14 protein-coding genes are annotated in these 17,229 nt (G+C 70.5%); 4 read left to right on the top strand and 10 right to left on the bottom strand.

Going from position 1 to position 17,229, the window contains the following annotated elements; genetic code table 11:
- The first annotated feature begins 139 nt into the window (after positions 1-139).
- The 4 genes from BKE38_RS12280 to nikE are packed head-to-tail and all read left to right on the top strand — an operon-like array spanning position 140 to position 5,316.
- On the top strand, positions 140-1,759 hold the full coding sequence (locus BKE38_RS12280; RefSeq protein ID WP_076957604.1) for an ABC transporter substrate-binding protein: 1,620 nt from the start codon (positions 140-142) through the stop codon (positions 1,757-1,759).
- A 16-nt stretch (positions 1,760-1,775) separates the two neighbouring features.
- Positions 1,776-2,807 carry an ABC transporter permease gene (locus BKE38_RS12275; RefSeq protein ID WP_076957603.1) on the top strand — a complete coding sequence of 344 codons (1,032 nt, stop codon included), beginning with the start codon at positions 1,776-1,778 and terminating at the stop codon, positions 2,805-2,807.
- Entirely contained in the window at positions 2,804-3,676 is an 873-nt protein-coding gene (locus BKE38_RS12270; protein ID WP_076957602.1) for an ABC transporter permease, read from the top strand. The genes BKE38_RS12275 and BKE38_RS12270 overlap by 4 nt, the downstream gene beginning before the upstream one ends.
- The gene (gene nikE / locus BKE38_RS12265) at positions 3,673-5,316 is read left to right on the top strand and encodes a nickel ABC transporter ATP-binding protein NikE (protein WP_076957601.1); all 1,644 of its coding nucleotides are present in this window, start codon (positions 3,673-3,675) and stop codon (positions 5,314-5,316) included. Before BKE38_RS12270 ends, nikE begins: the two co-directional genes overlap by 4 nt.
- A gap of 14 nt (positions 5,317-5,330) precedes the next feature.
- On the opposite strand, the gene BKE38_RS12260 is transcribed toward nikE, so the two are convergent.
- From BKE38_RS12260 to BKE38_RS12215, 10 genes are all read right to left on the bottom strand, one after another.
- Entirely contained in the window at positions 5,331-6,959 is a 1,629-nt protein-coding gene (locus tag BKE38_RS12260) for an ABC transporter ATP-binding protein (RefSeq protein WP_076957600.1), read from the bottom strand.
- The gene (locus tag BKE38_RS12255) at positions 6,956-7,786 is read right to left on the bottom strand and encodes an ABC transporter permease (protein ID WP_076957599.1); all 831 of its coding nucleotides are present in this window, start codon (positions 7,784-7,786) and stop codon (positions 6,956-6,958) included. Before BKE38_RS12255 ends, BKE38_RS12260 begins: the two co-directional genes overlap by 4 nt.
- 4 nt (positions 7,787-7,790) lie before the next feature.
- The gene (locus BKE38_RS12250; RefSeq protein WP_076957598.1) at positions 7,791-8,768 is read right to left on the bottom strand and encodes an ABC transporter permease; all 978 of its coding nucleotides are present in this window, start codon (positions 8,766-8,768) and stop codon (positions 7,791-7,793) included.
- A gap of 9 nt (positions 8,769-8,777) precedes the next feature.
- Positions 8,778-10,382, bottom strand: coding sequence for an ABC transporter substrate-binding protein (locus tag BKE38_RS12245; protein ID WP_076957597.1), 1,605 nt, complete (start codon positions 10,380-10,382; stop codon positions 8,778-8,780).
- Between the two features lie 174 nt (positions 10,383-10,556).
- Positions 10,557-11,291 carry a Crp/Fnr family transcriptional regulator gene (locus BKE38_RS12240; RefSeq protein WP_083747508.1) on the bottom strand — a complete coding sequence of 245 codons (735 nt, stop codon included), beginning with the start codon at positions 11,289-11,291 and terminating at the stop codon, positions 10,557-10,559.
- Between the two features lie 170 nt (positions 11,292-11,461).
- On the bottom strand, positions 11,462-12,868 hold the full coding sequence (locus tag BKE38_RS12235; RefSeq protein WP_076957596.1) for an NAD(P)(+) transhydrogenase (Re/Si-specific) subunit beta: 1,407 nt from the start codon (positions 12,866-12,868) through the stop codon (positions 11,462-11,464).
- A 5-nt stretch (positions 12,869-12,873) separates the two neighbouring features.
- Positions 12,874-13,266, bottom strand: coding sequence for a proton-translocating transhydrogenase family protein (locus tag BKE38_RS12230; protein ID WP_076957595.1), 393 nt, complete (start codon positions 13,264-13,266; stop codon positions 12,874-12,876).
- 18 nt (positions 13,267-13,284) lie between these two features.
- Complete coding sequence (locus BKE38_RS12225; protein WP_207553553.1) at positions 13,285-14,442, bottom strand: Re/Si-specific NAD(P)(+) transhydrogenase subunit alpha; 1,158 nt, start codon at positions 14,440-14,442, stop codon at positions 13,285-13,287.
- Positions 14,443-14,568: 126 nt separating this feature from the next.
- Entirely contained in the window at positions 14,569-15,054 is a 486-nt protein-coding gene (bcsD, locus tag BKE38_RS12220; RefSeq protein ID WP_076957594.1) for a cellulose biosynthesis protein BcsD, read from the bottom strand.
- 66 nt (positions 15,055-15,120) lie between these two features.
- A partial coding sequence (locus BKE38_RS12215; RefSeq protein ID WP_131829576.1) for a cellulose synthase subunit BcsC-related outer membrane protein occupies positions 15,121-17,229 on the bottom strand: 2,109 nt, incomplete at its 5' end.

The following is a 17,229-nucleotide window of genomic DNA, read 5'->3' as shown; positions in this document are numbered from 1 at the left end:
CTCATTGGGCGGCGCTCGCTGCCTATGACGTGCCGCAGGCGGCGATGCGACCCGTGGCGGCGGCCTGATGGCACATCGCTTGCACTCCCATTCCCCCGCGCAGCCCGCCCCGGGCGCCCCGCAGAAGGACTGACCGCCCATGGACCTCACCCGCCGACAGAGCCTGCTGGCCCTGACCGCGCTGGCGGCCCCCGCCGGCATCGCCCTGCCCGCCGGCGCCCAGCCCGCGGCGTCCCGCGCCGAGACGCTGCGCCAGGTGACCGGCAACGCGGTCAACACGCTGGATCCGACCATGCCGGGCTCGACCCGCGAAGCCTTCGGCATCAGCATGAATGTCTATGACCGGCTGGTGGCCTTCGGCCGCAGGCAGGTCGACGGCAACTGGGTCTTCGACCACACCGTGATCCGCGGCGAGCTGGCCGAGCGCTTCGAGACCAGCGCCGACGGCCTCAAGATCACCCTGCATCTGCGGAAGGACGCCAGGTGGCATGACGGCACGCCGGTGACGGCGGAGGACGTGAAGTGGTCGCTCGACCGCGCCGTCTCGGCCAAGTCGCTGGCCGGCCCGCAGTTCACCACCGGGTCGCTGACCAAGCCGGAGCAGTTCCGCATCGCCGGCCCCGGCGTGATCGAGGTGCTGCTGGACAAGCCCGACCGCCTGGCGCTGTCGAACCTGGCCGTGCCCTACGCCATCATGATCAACAGCAAGCTGGCCAGGCAGCATGCGACCGCCGAGGACCCCTGGGCGCAGAGCTGGCTGCAGAACAACACCGCCGCCAGCGGCGCCTACAGGATCGACACCTACCGTCCCGGCGTGCAGGTGACGCTGACCCGCAACGAGGACTGGAAAGGCGGCGCCGAGGGCCTGCCCTTCTTCAGGCGCATCATCCTGCAGACCGTGCCGGAGGCGGCGACGCGCGCCAACCTGGTCGAGCGCGGCGATGCCGACCTGTCGATCGACCTGCAGGCCAGCGACATCACCGCGCTGGAGACCCGCGGCAAGGTCAAGGTCGCCTCGATCCCGCAGACCAACGGCTTCACCCATATCAGCTTCAACACCCAGGTCGCGCCCTTCGACAACGTCAAGGTGCGCCAGGCGATCGCCGCCGCCCTGCCCTATGATTCGATGTTCAAGGCGGCGCTGTTCGGCCGCGGCCGGCCGCTCTTCGGGGGGACCTTCACGGGCCAGCCCGCCTCGGCCGATTTCCCGCAGCCGATGCCGCTGAAGCAGGATGTCGAGCGCGCCAGGGCGCTGCTGGCCGAGGCCGGGCTGGCCAGCGGCTTCTCGACGCCCTTCGCCTTCTCCGCCGGCCAGGCCGCGACGGCCGAACCGCTGGCGGCGCTGGTGCAGGAGGCGCTGGGCCGCATCGGCATCAAGGTCGAGATCCAGAAGATGCCCGACGCCCAGTTCAACACCCTGGTCGCCGAGAAGAAGCTGAACTTCTACACCGATGCCGGGACCGCCTGGCTGCCGGCCACCTACTACTTCTTCTACCTCTACTTCACCCGCGACCAGCGCTGGAACTTCGCCAGCTGGAACAACCCGCGCATCACCGAGCTGTCCAACGCCGCCCGCTTCGAGACCGACCAGGCCGCCTACGACGCCGCCTGCCGCGAGATGATCGGCATCCTGGCCGAGCAGGTGCCGCTGCTGATGCTGTGGCAGCCCAACATGGACGCGGTGATGGCGGCGAATCTGCGCGACTTCACCTACCAGTTCTACCGCCAGGTGGACTTCCGCGACCTGAAGCGGGCCTGAGGCGGAGCGGCCGGGCATGCGCAAGCTACAGGCGATCGGGCGCCGCATCGGGGGCAGGCTGCTCTCCTCGGTGCCGGCCATCCTGGGCGTGGTGATCCTGACCTTCCTGCTGATGCGGGTGCTGCCGGGCGATCCGGCGGTGTTCTTCGCCTCCGGCCCCAGCGCCGGGCAGCAGGAGATCGAGGATCTGCGCAAGCAGATGGGGCTGGACCAGCCGGTGCCGGTGCAGCTGGTGCGCTACCTGCAGGACATCGCCACGGGCAATCTCGGCCGTTCCATGACCACCGGCCAGCCGGTGCTGACCGACATGCAGCAGCGGCTGCCGGCCTCGCTGGAGCTCACCTTCTCCGCGCTGTTCCTGGCCCTGGCCTGCGCCCTGCCGCTGGGAATCCTGGCAGCACTCCGGCCGGGATCGGCGGTGGACCATGTCGTGCGCTTCCTCTGCACGCTCGGCGTCTGCATGCCGACCTTCGTCTCCGGCCTTCTGCTGATCTACGCCTTCTACTACCTGCTGGGCTGGGCGCCCGACCCCACCGGGCGGATCGACATATTTGCGTCCGCCCCTCCTGAGATCACCGGGTTTCTCCTGTTCGACTTCGCGGTGACCGGCGACTTGGAAGGGTTCCGCGCGGCCTTCTCCCAGCTGATCCTGCCGGCCTGCACCATGGCCTTGTTCGTCCTCGCCCCGCTGGCGCGGATGACCCGGGCCTCGATGCTGGCGGTGCTCGGCAGCGACTTCATCCGCACCGCGCGCTCGATCGGGCTGGCCCCCTGGCGCGTGATCCTGGTCTATGCGCTGCGCAACGCGCTGCTGCCCGTGCTGACCATCGCCGGCATTGTTTTCTCGACGATGCTCGGAGCGAACGTCCTGGTGGAGAAGGTGTTCTCCTGGCCGGGGGTCGCGTCCTATGCGCTGGATGCGCTGCTCGCTTCCGACTACGCGCCGGTGCAGGGCTTCGTCCTGCTGATGGCGACGATCTTCGTCTTGGTGAACCTGCTGGTCGACATCCTCTACGGCCTGGCCGATCCGAGGATCGCCGCGGAATGAGCGCCTCCCTGACGTCGCCCCCGCGCAACGCCACCCTCGGCCATATCGCCTGGGTGCTGCGCGGCAATCCGCTGACGGCGCTGGCCATGGCCGGCACCGCGCTGCTGATCGCGCTCGCCGTCCTCGCCCCCTGGATCGCCCCCTACGACCCCATCGCCAGCGACGTGCCCGGCGCGCTGCAGCCGCCATCGGCCACCCACTGGTTCGGCACCGACCAGCTGGGGCGCGACATCCTCAGCCGGCTGCTGCATGGCACGCGGCTCGACCTGACCATCGCCGCCGCGGCGGTCGGCCTGTCCTTCGCCGTCGGCGCCATGATCGGCAGCTTCTGCGGCTTCGTCGGCGGCAGGCTGGACCGCTGGGTCGGCCGCTTCACCGACGTGCTGATGGCTTTTCCTCTGTTCGTGCTGGCGATGGCGATGGTGGCGGCGCTGGGCAACCGGCTGGAAAACATCATCTACGCCACCGCCATCATCAACCTACCCTTCTACATCCGCTTTGCCCGCACCGAGGTCGCCGTCCGCCGCAACGCCGGCTGGGTCGAGGCCGCCCAGGCCTCCGGCAACAGCCGCGGCCGCGTTGTCCTGTTCTTTCTGCTGCCGAACATCCTTCCCATCGTCGCCGTGCAGATCTCGCTCAATCTCGGCTGGGCGATCCTGAATGCCGCGGGCCTGTCCTTCATCGGCCTCGGCGTGCAGGCGCCGACGCCGGAATGGGGGATCATGGTGGCCGAGGGCGCGCGCTTCATCGCCTCGGGCAAATGGTGGCTGGTCTTCTTCCCTGGCGCCGCGCTGATGTTCGCCGTGCTCTGCTTCAACCTGCTGGGCGACGGGCTGCGCGACATCCTCGACCCCCGGATGCGCACATGACCACACCCCTGCTGCAGGTCCAGGACCTGGAGGTCACCTTCGCCACCCGCCGCGGCGCCGTCGCCGCCCTGCGCGGCGCCAGCTTCGCCCTTGACCCCGGCGAGGTGCTGGGGCTCGTTGGCGAGAGCGGCTCCGGCAAGTCGGTGACCGCGCTGGCCGCCATGGGGCTGCTCGACAAGGCCGGGCGCGTCACGCGGGGGAGCATCCATTTCGACGGGCGCGACATCACCCGCGCCGGCGCCGGCGTGCTGCGGCCGATGCGCGGCGCTGCCTTCTCGATGATCTTCCAGAACCCGCGCGCGGCGCTGAACCCGATCCGCAGCGTCGGCGCCCAGGTCGCCGACGCGCTCCGCGCCCATCGCGACCTCTCCGCGCGCGCGGCCCGCGACCAGGCCCTCGCCTTGCTGGAGCAGGTGCGCATCCGCAACGCCGGCCAACGGCTTGAGGCCTTCCCGCATGAGCTGTCGGGCGGCATGTGCCAGCGCGTGATGATCGCTATGGCCATCGCCTGCGCGCCCCGTCTGATCATCGCCGACGAGCCCACCACCGGCCTCGACGTGACGACGCAGAAGGCGGTGATGGACCTGCTCGCCGGGCTGACGCGCGAGCGCGGCATGGCCATGCTGCTGATCACCCACGACCTCGGACTCGCCGCGCAGTATTGCGACCGCGTCGCCGTCATGGAGCAGGGCCGCGTCGTCGAGGAGGCGCCGCCCGCCGCCCTGTTCGGCGCGCCGGGCCATGCCTATACCCGCCGCCTGGTCGCCGCCTGCCCGACGCCCTCTTCGACCATCGCTTCCTTGTCCCCCGACGGCGAGTTGCCGGCCGAGCCGGTGGCCCGTGCGCCGCTTCCCGCCGGCACGCCGCTTCTGCTTGAGGTCCGCGATCTCGTGAAGACGTATCCGGGCGGCGTCGCGGCGGTGGACAAGGTGTCCTTCACGATGAAGCCGGGCGAAAGCCTCGGCCTGGTCGGCGAGAGCGGCTCCGGCAAGAGCACCATCTCCCGCCTGGTCACCCGGCTGATCGACGCCACCGGCGGCGAGGTGATCTTCGACGGCCATTCGGTCTCCGACATCCCCGCCCGCGACTTCCACGCGGCCCCGCAGCGCAGCCAGATCCAGATCGTCTTCCAGGATGCCGGCGAAAGCCTGAACCCGCGCTTCAGCGCCTTCGACAGCATCGCCGACCCGCTGCGCCGGCTGCGCGGCCTGCGCGACGGCTCCGAGCTGACCAAGCGGGTCAAGGACTGCGCCGTCAGCGTCGGCCTGCCGCTGCCGCTGCTCGACCGCTTCCCGCACCAGCTCTCCGGCGGCCAGCGCGCCCGCGTCGGCATCGCCCGCGCCGTCTCGGTCGATCCCAAGCTGCTGGTGCTGGACGAGCCGACCGCGGCGCTGGACGTCTCGGTCCAGGCGGTGGTCCTGCAGCTGCTGGAACGGCTGCGGCGGGAGAAGGGTCTGGCCTATCTTTTCGTCAGCCACGACCTGAACGTGGTCCGCATGCTCTGCGACCGCATGATCGTGCTGCGCAACGGCCAGGTGGTGGAAGAAGGCGACAGCCAGCGCATCTTCCGCGCGCCCCAGGCCGACTATACCGCCGAGCTCATCGCGGCGATTCCGCATTTCGAGCCGCTGGCGGCTTAGGGCGAGCCCTCCCGCTACGCCGCCTCTTCGCTCCCGAAGGCGACAGGCGGCGTCCACCCCTTCCCCGGCACCGCCGCCATCAGCGCGCGCGTGTATTCGTGCTGCGGGTCGGCGAAGATCGCAGCCGCCGGCCCATGCTCGACCACCTCGCCCTGGCGCATCACCGCCAGTTGGTCGCAGAGCTGGGCCGCCACGCGGAGGTCGTGGGTGATGAAGACCATCGACAGGCCGAGCTGCTCGCGCAGCTGCACCAGCAGCTTCAGCACCTGCGCCTGGACGGAGACGTCGAGGGCCGAGACCGGCTCGTCCGCGACCAGCACGTCGGGGCGCAGCGCCAGCGCGCGGGCCAGGCCGATGCGCTGGCGCTGGCCGCCCGAGAACTCATGCGGGAAGCGGTCGAGCGCGGCGGGGTCCAGGCCGACGAGGGAAAAAAGCTCGCGGGCGCGCTCCATGGCCTCGGCGCGGGGGGTGCCATGGATGATCGGGCCCTGCGCCACCAGCTCGCCCACGCGTCGGCGCGGGTTGAGCGAGGCGAAGGGGTCCTGGAACACCATCTGGACGCGCCTGGCCTCGCGGCGCAGCGCCTCTTTCGACAGGGCCAGCCGGTCCTGGCCGTCCAGGCGGATCTCGCCGGTCTCGGGGTCGAGCAGGCGCAGGATGCAGCGGGCCAGGGTCGACTTGCCCGAGCCGCTCTCGCCGACGATCCCCAGCGTGCCGCCACGCGGCAGGCTGAGGGAAACCTCCTTCACCGCATGGGTGACGCGGCGGCTGCGGCGCAGCAGCCCGCCCTTGCGGTAGGTCTTGGAGACGCGGTCGATCTCGAGGAAGGGCGCGCCGGTGACAGACGGGCGCCCGGGCGGCGTCAGCGGCGGCACGGCGGCCACCAGCGCGCGGGTATAGGGGTGCTGCGGGTTGTTCAGCACCTCGGCGGCCGGGCCCTGCTCGACCAGGATGCCGCGGCGCATGACGGCGACGCGGTCGGCGATGTCGGCGACCACGCCGAAGTCGTGGGTGATGAACAGCACCGCGGTGCCGGTGCGCCGCTGCAGGTCGCGGATCAGCGCGAGGATCTGCGCCTGCGTCGTGACGTCGAGCGCGGTGGTCGGCTCGTCGCAGATCAGCAGCTTGGGCTCGAGGGCGAGCGCCATGGCGATCATCGCGCGCTGCCGCTGCCCGCCGGAGAGCTCGTGCGGATAGGCGCGCGCCGCGGCGGCGGGGTCGGGGATGCGCACCTGCTCCAGCAGTGCCAGGACGCGGGCATCGATCTCGCGGCCGGACAGGCGGGTATGGGTGCGGAACATCTCGGCGATCTGGCTGCCGATGCTGCGCAGCGGGTTCAGCGCCGTCATCGGCTCCTGGAAGACCATGCCGATATCGCGGCCGCGCAGCCGGCGCATCTCGGCCGCCGGCAGCGGCAGCAGGTCGCGGCCCAGATAGCGGATGGCGCCTGCGGTCGCCACCACGCCGTCCGGCAGCAGCCCCATCACCGCGCCGGCGGTCAGCGACTTGCCGGAGCCGCTCTCGCCGACGACACAGAGGATCTCCCCGGCCTTCAGGCTGAAGGAGACACTTTCCAGCGCATGCGGCCGGTCGGCGCCCTTCGGCAGGGCGACGGTCAGGCCTTCGATCGCGAGCAGGCTCATCGTCCCTTCAGCCTCGGATTGAGGGCGTCGTTCAGCCCCTGGCCGACCAGGGAGACGCCGAGCACGGTGAGCAGGATGACCAGGCCGGGGATGGCCGAGACGTACCAGTGGACCCGCAGCACGCCCTTGCCGGCGCCGATCAGATTGCCCCAGGAGGGGATGTTCGGGTCGGACAGGTTGAGGAAGGCGAGCGCGCTTTCCAGCAGGATGGCGACGGCCATGATGACGCTGGCATAGACGATGATCGGCGGCAGGGCGTTGGGCAGGATCTCGCGGAAGATGATCTGCCGGTCGCGCATCCCCAAGACCCGGCAGGCCTGGACGAATTCGCGGTTGCGCAGCGTCAGGAACTCGGCCCGGGTCAGCCGCGCCGAGGGCGGCCAGGAGACGATGCCGATGGCCACCGTGACGAAGGTGATGTTGGAGCCGAAGACGGCGACGAGCACCAGCAGCAGCAGAAAGTTGGGCAGGGTCTGGAAGGCCTCGGTGATCCGCATCAGCAGGTCGTCGACCCACCCGCCGTAATAGCCGGCGACGGCGCCGATGACGATGCCGATGCCGATCGCCACCACCGTGGCCACCAGCCCGATCAGCAGCGAGGTGCGCGCGCCATGGAAGATCTGCGCCGCGATGTCGCGGCCGGTGTTGTCGGTGCCCAGCCAGAAGCGCGGGTTGTCCAGCGGCCATTGCAGCGGCCGCCCGGCCAGCGACAGCGGGTCGCGCGGGAAGATCCAGCTGGCGGAGACCGCCATGGCGATCACCGCCAGCACCAGCAGCAGGCCGATGACGGCGGCCGGGTTGCGCGCGTAGCGCTTCAGGAAGCCCATGCGCCTAGGACCCCGTGACGATGCGCGGATCGAGCTTGGCGTACAGCATGTCCACGATGAAGTTGATGGCGATGACCAGCAGCGCCGAGACGAAGACGATGCCGAGCAGGGTGTTCACGTCGCGCTGCACCACCGATTCATAGGCCAGCCGGCCGAGGCCGGGCAGGGCGAAGACGCTCTCCACCACCACCGAGCCGCCCAGCATGGTGCCGGCCTGCAGCCCCATCAGGGTGACGCCGGGCAGCAGGGCGTTGCGCAGCACGTGGCGCAGCACGACGGCGGTCTCGCCCAGCCCCTTGGCGCGGGCGGTGCGGACGAAGTCCAGCGTCATCACCTCCAGCATCGAGGCGCGCATGATGCGGAGATAGGTCGCCAGGTAGGTCAGGGCGAGGGTCGCCACCGGCAGCACCAGGTGCCAGGCGATGTCCAGCACCCGGGTCAGGCCCTCGTTGCCGCTGCCGATCTCCTCGAAGCCGCCGGCGGGCAGCCAGGACAGGCGGACGGCGAAGACCACGATGCCCATCATGCCGAACCAGAAGCTGGGGGTGGCGTAGAAGACCAGCCCCAGCGTCGAGATCAGCGAATCCGGCCAGCGGTTGACCCGCCGCGCCGCCACCACGCCGAGGCCCATGCCGGCGGCGAAGGCGAAGCTGAGCGCGGTGGCCATCAGCAGCAGGGTGACCGGCAGGCGCTCGAGGATGACGTCGGCCACCGGCTTGCCGTAGATGGCGGAGAAGCCGAGGTCGAGCGTCACCAGCCGCAGCAGGTAGCGGCCGAGCTGCACCAGCACCGGCGCATCCAGCCCGTAGAAGCTGCGCAGCTGCTCGATCATGGCCGGGTCGCCGCCGCCCATCTGGGCGACCAGCGCGTCGACGGTGTCGCCCGGCGCCAGCTGCAGCAGCAGGAACAGGCCGACCAGGATCAGCAGCAGCGTCGGCAGGCTGGCGGCCAGCCGGCGCAGCGCCAGGAGCAGGATGCGCATCTTCTTCCCTCAGGCGGGCTGGATCCAGGTGTCGTGCATGTCGCCCGAATCCCAGCGCGGCACGGTGTGGTGGTTCTGCACGCGCTTGCTGGTGGCGGCATAGAAGGGGCGCTCGGTCAGCATCCAGACCGGCAGCTCGTCATTCACCGCCTTGACGAACTCGGCATAGAGCGCGCGGCGCTTGGCGACATCGACCTCGCTGGCGGCGTCGTCGATCAGCTTGTCGACGGCATCCGACTGCCAGCCATACTGGTTGGTCCAGGGCGCGCCCTTGGGCGAGCCCGAGCGGTACCAGACGGTGGTCGAGACCGCCGGATCGCCGCGATACTGGTGCCAGCCGGTGGCCAGGTCGAAGTTCCAGTCGCGATAGACGGCGGAGAGAGCGCCGGCGATGTCGAGCTGGACGATCTCCACCCGGATGCCGACCTGCGAGAGCGACTGCTGGATGAAGGTGGCCAGCAGCGGCACGTCCTCGCCGTTCATGATCGGGACGATCTTCAGGCTGAAGCGGATGCCCCCTGCCCCGCGCTTGTAGCCCGCCTCGTCCAGCAGCTTCTCGGAGCGCGCCTTGTCGTAAGGGTACGGGACGGCGTTGTTCGGGAAGAAGTCAGGCGACAGCGACGGGATCGGGCCGGTGGCCGGCTTGCCGAGGCCGTAGAGGAAATTCTCCAGGAAGAAGGGCACGTCCACCGCATGGGCGATGGCCTGGCGCACCCGCTTGTCGGAGAGCTCCTTGCGGCGCGTGTTGAATTCGAGGGTGTTGTTGAAGACATTGCCCTCGACGCCGCGGGTCGAGACCTCGAAGCGGTTGTCCTTGCGCAGCCGGTCGATATCGGCCAGCGGCAGGCCGTTATAGGCCGAGATCTGCACCTGCCCCGTCTCCAGCGCGGCGGTGGCCGCAGACCGGTCGGTGATGAAGCGCCAGACGATGCGGTCGAGATAGGGGAAACCCTGGCGCCAGTAGTTCGGGTTGCGCTCGGCGATGACATACTGGCCGCGCTGGTATTCGACGAACTTGAAGGGGCCGGTGCCGATCGGCGCGGTGTTGGCCGGGTTTTCCAGCACGTTGGTGCCGTCGAAGACATGCTTGGGCACGACATAGCCCAGGTCGCAGAGCGCGCGCAGCAGCAGGTTCAGCGGCATCGGCCGCGAATAGCGGAAGATGGCGGTCTGCGGGTCCGGCGTCTCGACCGCATCGAGATACAGCTGCAGCGTGGTGCCGTAATTGAGGTGCTTCTTCCACTGCTCCATCGCGCTGTACTGCACGTCGGCCGCGGTGAAGGGCTTGCCGTCATGCCACTGCACGCCGGAACGCAGCTTGAAGGTGACGGTCTTGCCGTCCGGCGTGGCCTCCCAGCTCTCGGCCAGGACCGGCACGATCTTGCCGCCCTCGCCCAGGTCGACCAGCGGCTCGATGATCTTGCTGGTGATGACATAGACGCCGGTCGAGGCACGCAGCGCCGGGTTCAGGATGCGCTGCTCCGAGCCCAGATGGATGGTCAGCACGCCGCCACGGCGCGGCGCCTGGGCGAGCGCGGGCAGCGGCAGGGCGGTGTTCGCGGCGGCGCCCAGGGCGATCCCGGACAGCAGCAGATGGCGGCGCGTGATGGGCATGGTCTCGGCTCTCCGTCGTTCTCAATCAACAAGCGGTGAAAGTGAGATTCTGTCAATCACCTGAGCCATTTGTCCAAATTTGGATCGTGGAATGGCTGGGTTTCGTAAAATGAGCTTGCCGCGGCGCAGCAAGGCTGGCCCGGCCGCCGCGGCGGCGCAAGGGCCTCGGCGCGTTCAGGCCTTGATGCGGGTCAGCACGGGCGCCGCCGGGGCGCTGGACCAGCCGGACAGCGCCTCCATGGCGTCGCGGTCCAGGATCTCCAGCCGCCCCTTCTGCAGGGAGGCGACGCCGTCCTTGCGCAGCACCGCCAGCGCCCGGTTGGCATGCTCGACGGAGAGGCCCAGCGCATCGGCCAGATGCGCCTGCTTCAACGGCAGGGCGGCGCCGGCCCGGTCGGCGCCGCCGCGATGGGTCAGGCGGGTGTGCAGCTCCAGCAGCAGATGCGCGACGCGGCCCAGCGCGTCGCGGCGGCCGAGGCTGGTCAGCCGCTCGCGCAGCCGGGCACGGTCACGCACCAGCCCGTCGGCATAGGAGAGCGCCAGGCCGGGATCGCGGCCCATGAACTCGCAGAGCCGGTCGCGGGCCAGCACGCAGAAGCTGGCATCGGTCAGGGAGGAGACCTCGGCGCCGTCCTCGGCGCGCTCGACCAGGTCGCCGGGCAGGTGGAAATCGAGGATCTGCCGCCGCCCGTCCGGCGTGGTGGTCCAGGAGAAGGCCCAGCCGGCATAGAGGGTGAAGACGGTGTCGCGGATCGCCTCGCCGGCGCGGACCAGGCGGACGGCCGAGCGGACCCGCGCGATCTCCCCCACCCGGGCCTGCGGCACCACGCGGAACAGCGCGAAGGGCCGCACCGCGCAGGCCGCGCAGGAGCCGGGCAAGGGCGTCAGGGAGGCGGGTTTGGCGGCCATGTCATCGGTTATAGGGGGGGTGGCGCGGTGGAACCAAGCCCTTTGCCGCGATGATCCGCCGGGGGCGTAAGTCGCCGTCCCACCGGCTTCGCAACGTCTCTTTTATCAGAGAGACTGCATATAGAAAAGATCACCGCGCCGGGCAGCGCCCGGCGCGGAACCAGAAAAGATTACTTCTGCAGCGCCTGGACGATCTGCTGGGTGATCTTCTTGGCGTCGCCGAACAGCATCATGGTGTTGTCGCGGAAGAACAGCTCGTTCTCGACGCCGGCATAGCCGCTGGCCATGCCGCGCTTGACGAAGAACACGGTCTTGGCGCGCTCCACATCCAGGATGGGCATGCCGTAGATGGCGCTGGACTTGTCGGTCTTCGCCGCCGGGTTGGTCACGTCATTGGCGCCGATGACATAGGCGACGTCGGCCTCGGCGAATTCCGGGTTGATCTCCTCCAGCTCATGCACCTCGTCATAGGGCACGTTGGCCTCGGCCAGCAGAACGTTCATATGCCCGGGCATGCGGCCGGCGACCGGGTGGATGGCGTAGGAAATGTCGACGCCCTCCTTCTTCAGCAGGTCGGCCATCTCGCGCAGCACCTGCTGCGCCTGAGCGACCGCCATGCCGTAGCCGGGGACGATGATGATCTTGCCGGCATTCTTCATCAGGTAGGCGGCATCCTCCGGGCTGCCGGCCTTGACCGGGCGGGCCGGGCCGCCGCTGCCGGAAGCGGCCGTGCTCCCCGCCTCGGCGCCGAAGCCGCCCAGCAGCACGTTGACGATGCTGCGGTTCATTCCCTTGCACATGATGTAGGACAGGATCGCGCCCGAGGCGCCGACCAGCGCGCCGGTGACGATCAGCAGCAGGTTGCCGACGGTGAAGCCGATGCCCGCCGCCGCCCAGCCGGAATAGCTGTTCAGCATCGAGACGACGACCGGCATGTCGGCGCCGCCGATCGGGATGATCAGCAGGAAGCCCAGGACGAGGGCCAGCAGCGCGATCAGCCAGAACAGCAGCCCGTTGCCGGTGGCCACGAAGGCGATGACCAGCACCAGCAGCAGCACGCCGAGGCCCAGATTGAGGAAATGCTGGCCCTTGAAGGTGATCGGCGCGCCCGACATCAGCGCCTGCAGCTTGGCGAAGGCGATCAGCGAGCCACTGAAGGTGATGGCGCCGATGGCCAGGCCCAGCGACATCTCGACCAGGCTGCCGGCATGGATATGGCCCGGCGTGCCGATGCCGAAGCTCTCGGGGTTGTAGAAGGCGGCGGCCGCCACGAAGACCGCGGCCAGGCCCACCAGCGAGTGGAAGGCGGCGACCAGCTGCGGCAGCGCCGTCATCTGGATGCGCTGCGCCAGCACGGTGCCGATGCCGCCGCCGATGACGATGCCGGCCAGGATCAGCCCGAGGCCGCCGCCGCCCATGCCCGGATGGGCGAGGGTCGCGACGATGGCGATGGCCATGCCGATCATGCCGTAGAGATTGCCGCGCCGGCTGGTCTCCGGGTGCGACAGCCCGCGCAGCGCCAGGATGAAGAGGACCGAGGCGACCAGATAGGCGAGCGAGGAGAGCGTGTGCGCCATGTCCCTCAGCCCTTCTTCTTGAACATGGCGAGCATCCGCCGCGTCACCATGAAGCCGCCGAAGATGTTCACCGAGGCCAGCGTCACCGCCAGGAATCCGAAGAACTTGGCGGCCCAGCTGTCACCGAGGCCCGTGGCCAGGATGGCGCCGACGACGATGACCGAGGAAATCGCGTTGGTGACGCCCATCAGCGGCGAATGCAGCGCCGGGGTGACGTTCCAGACGACGTAGTAGCCGACGAAGCAGGCCAGCAGGAAAATGGTCAGCAGCAGCAGGAAAGGCTCGGCGGCTTGGGCTGCGGGGGCGACGGCCTCGGCCATCTGCCGCGCCTGGGCGGCCAGCGCCAGGGCGCGCTCGGCGGTGGCCGTGGCTTGGTTGGCCAGATCGGTGGGATTCATCGGTTTCTCTCCCTCGCCTCAGGCCGCCGTGGCCAGCTGCGCATGCACGACCGCGCCGTCGCGGGTCAGGGTGACGCCGCGAACGATCTCGTCGGCCGGGTCCAGCTTCGGCGCCTTCGCGTCCTTGTCCCAGAAGGTCGAGAGGAAGGTCAGCAGGTTGCGCGCATAGAGGCTGCTGGCGGCGGCCGGGATGCGCCCGGGCCAGTTCTGCCAGCCGAGGATCTTCACGCCGCCATCGGTCACGGTCAGCTCGCCCGGCACGGTCAGCGCGCAATTGCCGCCGGCATCCGCCGCGATGTCGACCACCACGCTGCCCGGCTTCATGCTGGCGACCATGGCCTCGGTCAGCAGGGTCGGCGCCTTCCGCCCTTGGACGAGCGCGGTGCAGACCACGACGTCGGCCTTGGCGACGGCGGCGGCGATGACCTCGGCCTGGCGGCGCTTGTAGTCGTCGCTCATTTCCTTGGCATAGCCGCCGGCGGTCTGCGCCTGCGCCATCTCGGCATCCTCGACGCCGACGAAGGCCGCACCCAGCGACTTGATCTCTTCCTTGGCCGCCGGGCGGACATCGGTCGCCGAGACGCGGCCGCCGAGCCGCCGCGCGGTCGCGATGGCCTGGAGGCCTGCGACGCCCGCGCCCATGATGAAGACATTCGCGGCCGGGATGGTCCCCGCCGCCGTCATCAACATCGGAAAGCCCTTGTCGAAGGCGGTGGCGCCCTCGATCACCGCGCGGTAGCCGGCGAGATTGGCCTGGGACGACAGCACATCCATGCTCTGCGCCCGGGTGATGCGCGGCAGCAGCTCCATGCTGCAGGCCTCGATCCCCGCCTCGGCATAGAGCTTGGCGCGGTTCGGGTTGGACAGCGCCTCCAGCGTGCCGATCAGCAGCGCGCCGCGCGGGATGAGGGCGAGCTCATCGACCTCGCCCTCGCCATGGGCGAGCGGCGCGCGCACCTTCAGCACGATGCGCGCCCCGGCCAGGGCGGCCGCGGCATCGGCCGCAATCTCGGCGCCGGCCTCGCGATAGGCGTCGTCGGGCAGGCCGGAGGCGAGGCCCGCCCCGCTCTCCACCACCACGTCGATGCCGAGGCCGATGAATTTCTTCGCCGTCTCCGGCGTCGCGGCGACACGGGTTTCCCCGGCACGCCTTTCCTTGAGCACTGCGAGACGCATCAGTCCCTCCCGGCACAATCGCAATCCGATAGTGCCGGGAGATTGCCGGGTGGTGTCACGACCGACAAGAAGCTTTGCGGTGTGAGCCGCTTGACGCTGCCCCGCTTGCCGGGCGCAGCGCCGGCGTCAGGAACCGAAGCGGAAGACGATGGCGCCGGGCACGGCCTCGGCCAGGGCGAGGCTGGGCCCGCCCTCGGCCGCCGGGGTGTCGCCCTGCTGGGTGCCGAGCCAGGTGGCGTAGAGGCCGAGCAGCACCGGCGCGATCCAGCCGCCGGCCTCATCGCTGGCGGTGGCGACCAGCGGCGCCAGCCGATGGGTCAGGCGCAGGCTGCGATCGGCCTCGTCGACGGAGAGTGCGACATAGCCCCAGGACAGCGTCGCCAGCGCGTCGTTCATCCGCGCCTCCAGCCCGTCCAGCGTCTCCACCGCGCCGAGCGGCAGGCTGGCGCCCAGCTTCTCGCCCACGGCGCGCAGCAGCCCGTCGCGGCCGGCCTTCTCCAGATTGGCGTCGAGCGTCTCCACCAGGGCGCGCAGGAAGCCGCGCCACTGGGCGCTGACCTCGCGCCGCGCCAGATAGGCGAGCGCGGCGGGCGCCGGGTCGGTCTGGGTCATGCCTGTTCTTCTCCTGCCGCCTTTTGCTGACCGGACCCGAATTTTCCGGGCCGTCGATGGGCGAGCTTACTGATCAAGCTTGTAGCGGGCGTAAAGCAGGCCGCGCGCCTCGCTCCAGTCGGCCGAGCGGTCGTAGCGCAGCGCCGCGCCCAGCCGCAGGTTCGGCGTCACCGCATATTCCACGTCGGCGCGCACGCCGCCGGTGAAGCCGGTCTGCTTCTGGCCCGGATAGAAGGCGCTGACATTGGTGTTGGACGCCGCCTGCGCCTCGAGATTGGCCTGCGCCGCCCCGTCATTCGGGAAGTAGGGCGCGCGGTCCTCGCGGAAGGAGGCGATGCCGGCGCTGGCGCCCAGGCGGTAGCTGAAGTCGCCCGAGCGCGCGCGGTAGTCGACCGGCACGGTGGCGGCAAAGAAGCTCTGCGGGCTGAAATAGCCGCCATGGCCGGCGGTGAAGTAGCGCAGGTTGCGGTCGTAGGTCTGGTAGAGCATGTCGAGGCCGGTGGTGACCTCCCAGCTCTCGCGGCGGTACAGCGCGGTGTTGAAGCCGGCCGCCGCCTCCCAGCGCGAATTGTCGCGCACCCCGTCGCCTTCCATCGTCGAATAGGCGCCGGCGACATAGAAGTTGGTGTCGGCGCTGTAGCCGTATTCGAGCTGGCCGCGGCCGGTGTTGCGCACCACGCCGCCGAAGGAACGGCCGGTCGCCGGGTCGCGCATGCCGCCCCAGGACAGCATGGTGTCGGTCACCGCGCGGCGCTCGGCGGTCATGCGCAGGCGCAGGCTGTCGCTCAGATGCGGCGCCACCTCGATGCCGCCGACCACGTTCTGGCTGCGGAAGCCGAGCGGGGTCGAGCCGATATCGGCCGAGAAGATGCCCTGGGCATAGCCGACGCCGAGCGACACGCCGGTCGCCGAGGTCTGCCGCGCCGCCGCCGCCGAGGCCTGCGCCGCCGTCAGCGAGGAGCCGTTGTTGATGGTCAGCGCGTTGCTGCCGAAGCGGCTGAGCGCATAGACCGACTGGTCCATGCCGCCGGCATCGATGTTGACCACCTGGGCGCGCAGCGAGAGGCGGCCGCCGACCTCCGGCAGCGCGGCCGAGACCTCGGCGGCGCCGCCATATTCGGTCAGCTTGTCGAAGCCGCCATCGCCGGAGCGGGTGCGGAAATTGGCCGTCGGCGAAAACCGGGACGAGTTCTCGTCCTGCACCACCGCCAACTCACGGTTGATCTGGTTCAGCAGCGGGTCGTTGGCGGCCTGCGGCGGCAGGGTCAGCGGCGCCTGGTAGGTGGCGACCGGGCGACCCTGGGCGTAGCTCGGCTGCGGCGTCGACGCGGCGGGGGCGCCATAGGTCGGGCCGGCATAGTTCGGGCTGCTCGGCGGGGGCGCGACCGGCGGATAGGTCAGCGGCGCCTGCGGCACGGCGGGGACGACCGCGGCCGAAGCCTCCGGCGGCGTCTGATAGGTGCCGCCCGGCATGCCGATGATCGGCGCGCCCTGGCTGGCCATGCCCTGGCCGGCCAGCGCAACGCGGCGCGAGCCGCCCTCGGCGCCTGCCTCGGCATAGGTCTCGCCGCCGCCGATCTGGCCGCGGCGCTGCTCGGCGGCCAGCAGCAGAGCGCCGCGGGCGCGGGCCTCGTCGCCGCCGGCGCGCGCCAGCCGGGCCTCGATCATCGACAGGCGAGGGTCGTTCGGCGCCAGCGCCCGGGCCTCGGCCAGCAGCCCCTCGGCGCGGGCCCACTGGTCGAGCAGGATGGCGGCATCGACCGCGCCGGCGCGGGCCTCGAGATTGCGCGGGTCGCGGCGCAGCACGCCCTCGGCCAGGCGCTGCGCCTCGCGCGCGTCGCGGGCGCCCTGATAGAGCTGGAAGGCCAGCCGCGGCGCTTCCTGGCGCGGGGCGGCGGCGGCCTGCTGGGGCGTGGCCTGCTGGGGCGTGGCCGGCTGCGGCGCAGGGCGCGGGGCCGCGGCCACCGCGGTCGGCGCGCTGCCGCCGGCGGCGCGCAGCCCGGCCAGCTGGCGGCGCTCGTCGGTGGAAAGCCGGCTGTCCTGGGCGAGCTCGACGGCGATCTGGCTGGCTGGCTGGTCCAGCCCGACCTCCTGCAGCGCCATGGCGATGGCGAGCCGCCCGGAAGCCGGCGCGGCGCGGTTGGCCGAGAGCGCCGCCTGGGCGGCCTCGGTCGC

Source organism: Teichococcus deserti, from assembly GCF_001982615.1.
Classification (GTDB): domain Bacteria; phylum Pseudomonadota; class Alphaproteobacteria; order Acetobacterales; family Acetobacteraceae; genus Pseudoroseomonas; species Pseudoroseomonas deserti.
This window is presented reverse-complemented; position numbering and strand designations above follow the sequence as displayed.

Excerpts from the sequence above, each read along its gene's own strand:
- BKE38_RS12280 (WP_076957604.1), top strand. The coding sequence starts at position 140 with ATGGACCTCACCCGCCGACAGAGCCTGCTGGCCCTGACCGCGCTGGCG.
- BKE38_RS12275 (WP_076957603.1), top strand. The coding sequence starts at position 1,776 with ATGCGCAAGCTACAGGCGATCGGGCGCCGCATCGGGGGCAGGCTGCTC.
- BKE38_RS12270 (WP_076957602.1), top strand. The coding sequence starts at position 2,804 with ATGAGCGCCTCCCTGACGTCGCCCCCGCGCAACGCCACCCTCGGCCAT.
- nikE (WP_076957601.1), top strand. The coding sequence starts at position 3,673 with ATGACCACACCCCTGCTGCAGGTCCAGGACCTGGAGGTCACCTTCGCC.
- BKE38_RS12260 (WP_076957600.1), bottom strand. The coding sequence starts at position 6,959 with ATGAGCCTGCTCGCGATCGAAGGCCTGACCGTCGCCCTGCCGAAGGGC.
- BKE38_RS12255 (WP_076957599.1), bottom strand. The coding sequence starts at position 7,786 with ATGGGCTTCCTGAAGCGCTACGCGCGCAACCCGGCCGCCGTCATCGGC.
- BKE38_RS12250 (WP_076957598.1), bottom strand. The coding sequence starts at position 8,768 with ATGCGCATCCTGCTCCTGGCGCTGCGCCGGCTGGCCGCCAGCCTGCCG.
- BKE38_RS12245 (WP_076957597.1), bottom strand. The coding sequence starts at position 10,382 with ATGCCCATCACGCGCCGCCATCTGCTGCTGTCCGGGATCGCCCTGGGC.
- BKE38_RS12240 (WP_083747508.1), bottom strand. The coding sequence starts at position 11,291 with ATGGCCGCCAAACCCGCCTCCCTGACGCCCTTGCCCGGCTCCTGCGCG.
- BKE38_RS12235 (WP_076957596.1), bottom strand. The coding sequence starts at position 12,868 with ATGGCGCACACGCTCTCCTCGCTCGCCTATCTGGTCGCCTCGGTCCTC.
- BKE38_RS12230 (WP_076957595.1), bottom strand. The coding sequence starts at position 13,266 with ATGAATCCCACCGATCTGGCCAACCAAGCCACGGCCACCGCCGAGCGC.
- BKE38_RS12225 (WP_207553553.1), bottom strand. The coding sequence starts at position 14,442 with ATGCGTCTCGCAGTGCTCAAGGAAAGGCGTGCCGGGGAAACCCGTGTC.
- bcsD (WP_076957594.1), bottom strand. The coding sequence starts at position 15,054 with ATGACCCAGACCGACCCGGCGCCCGCCGCGCTCGCCTATCTGGCGCGG.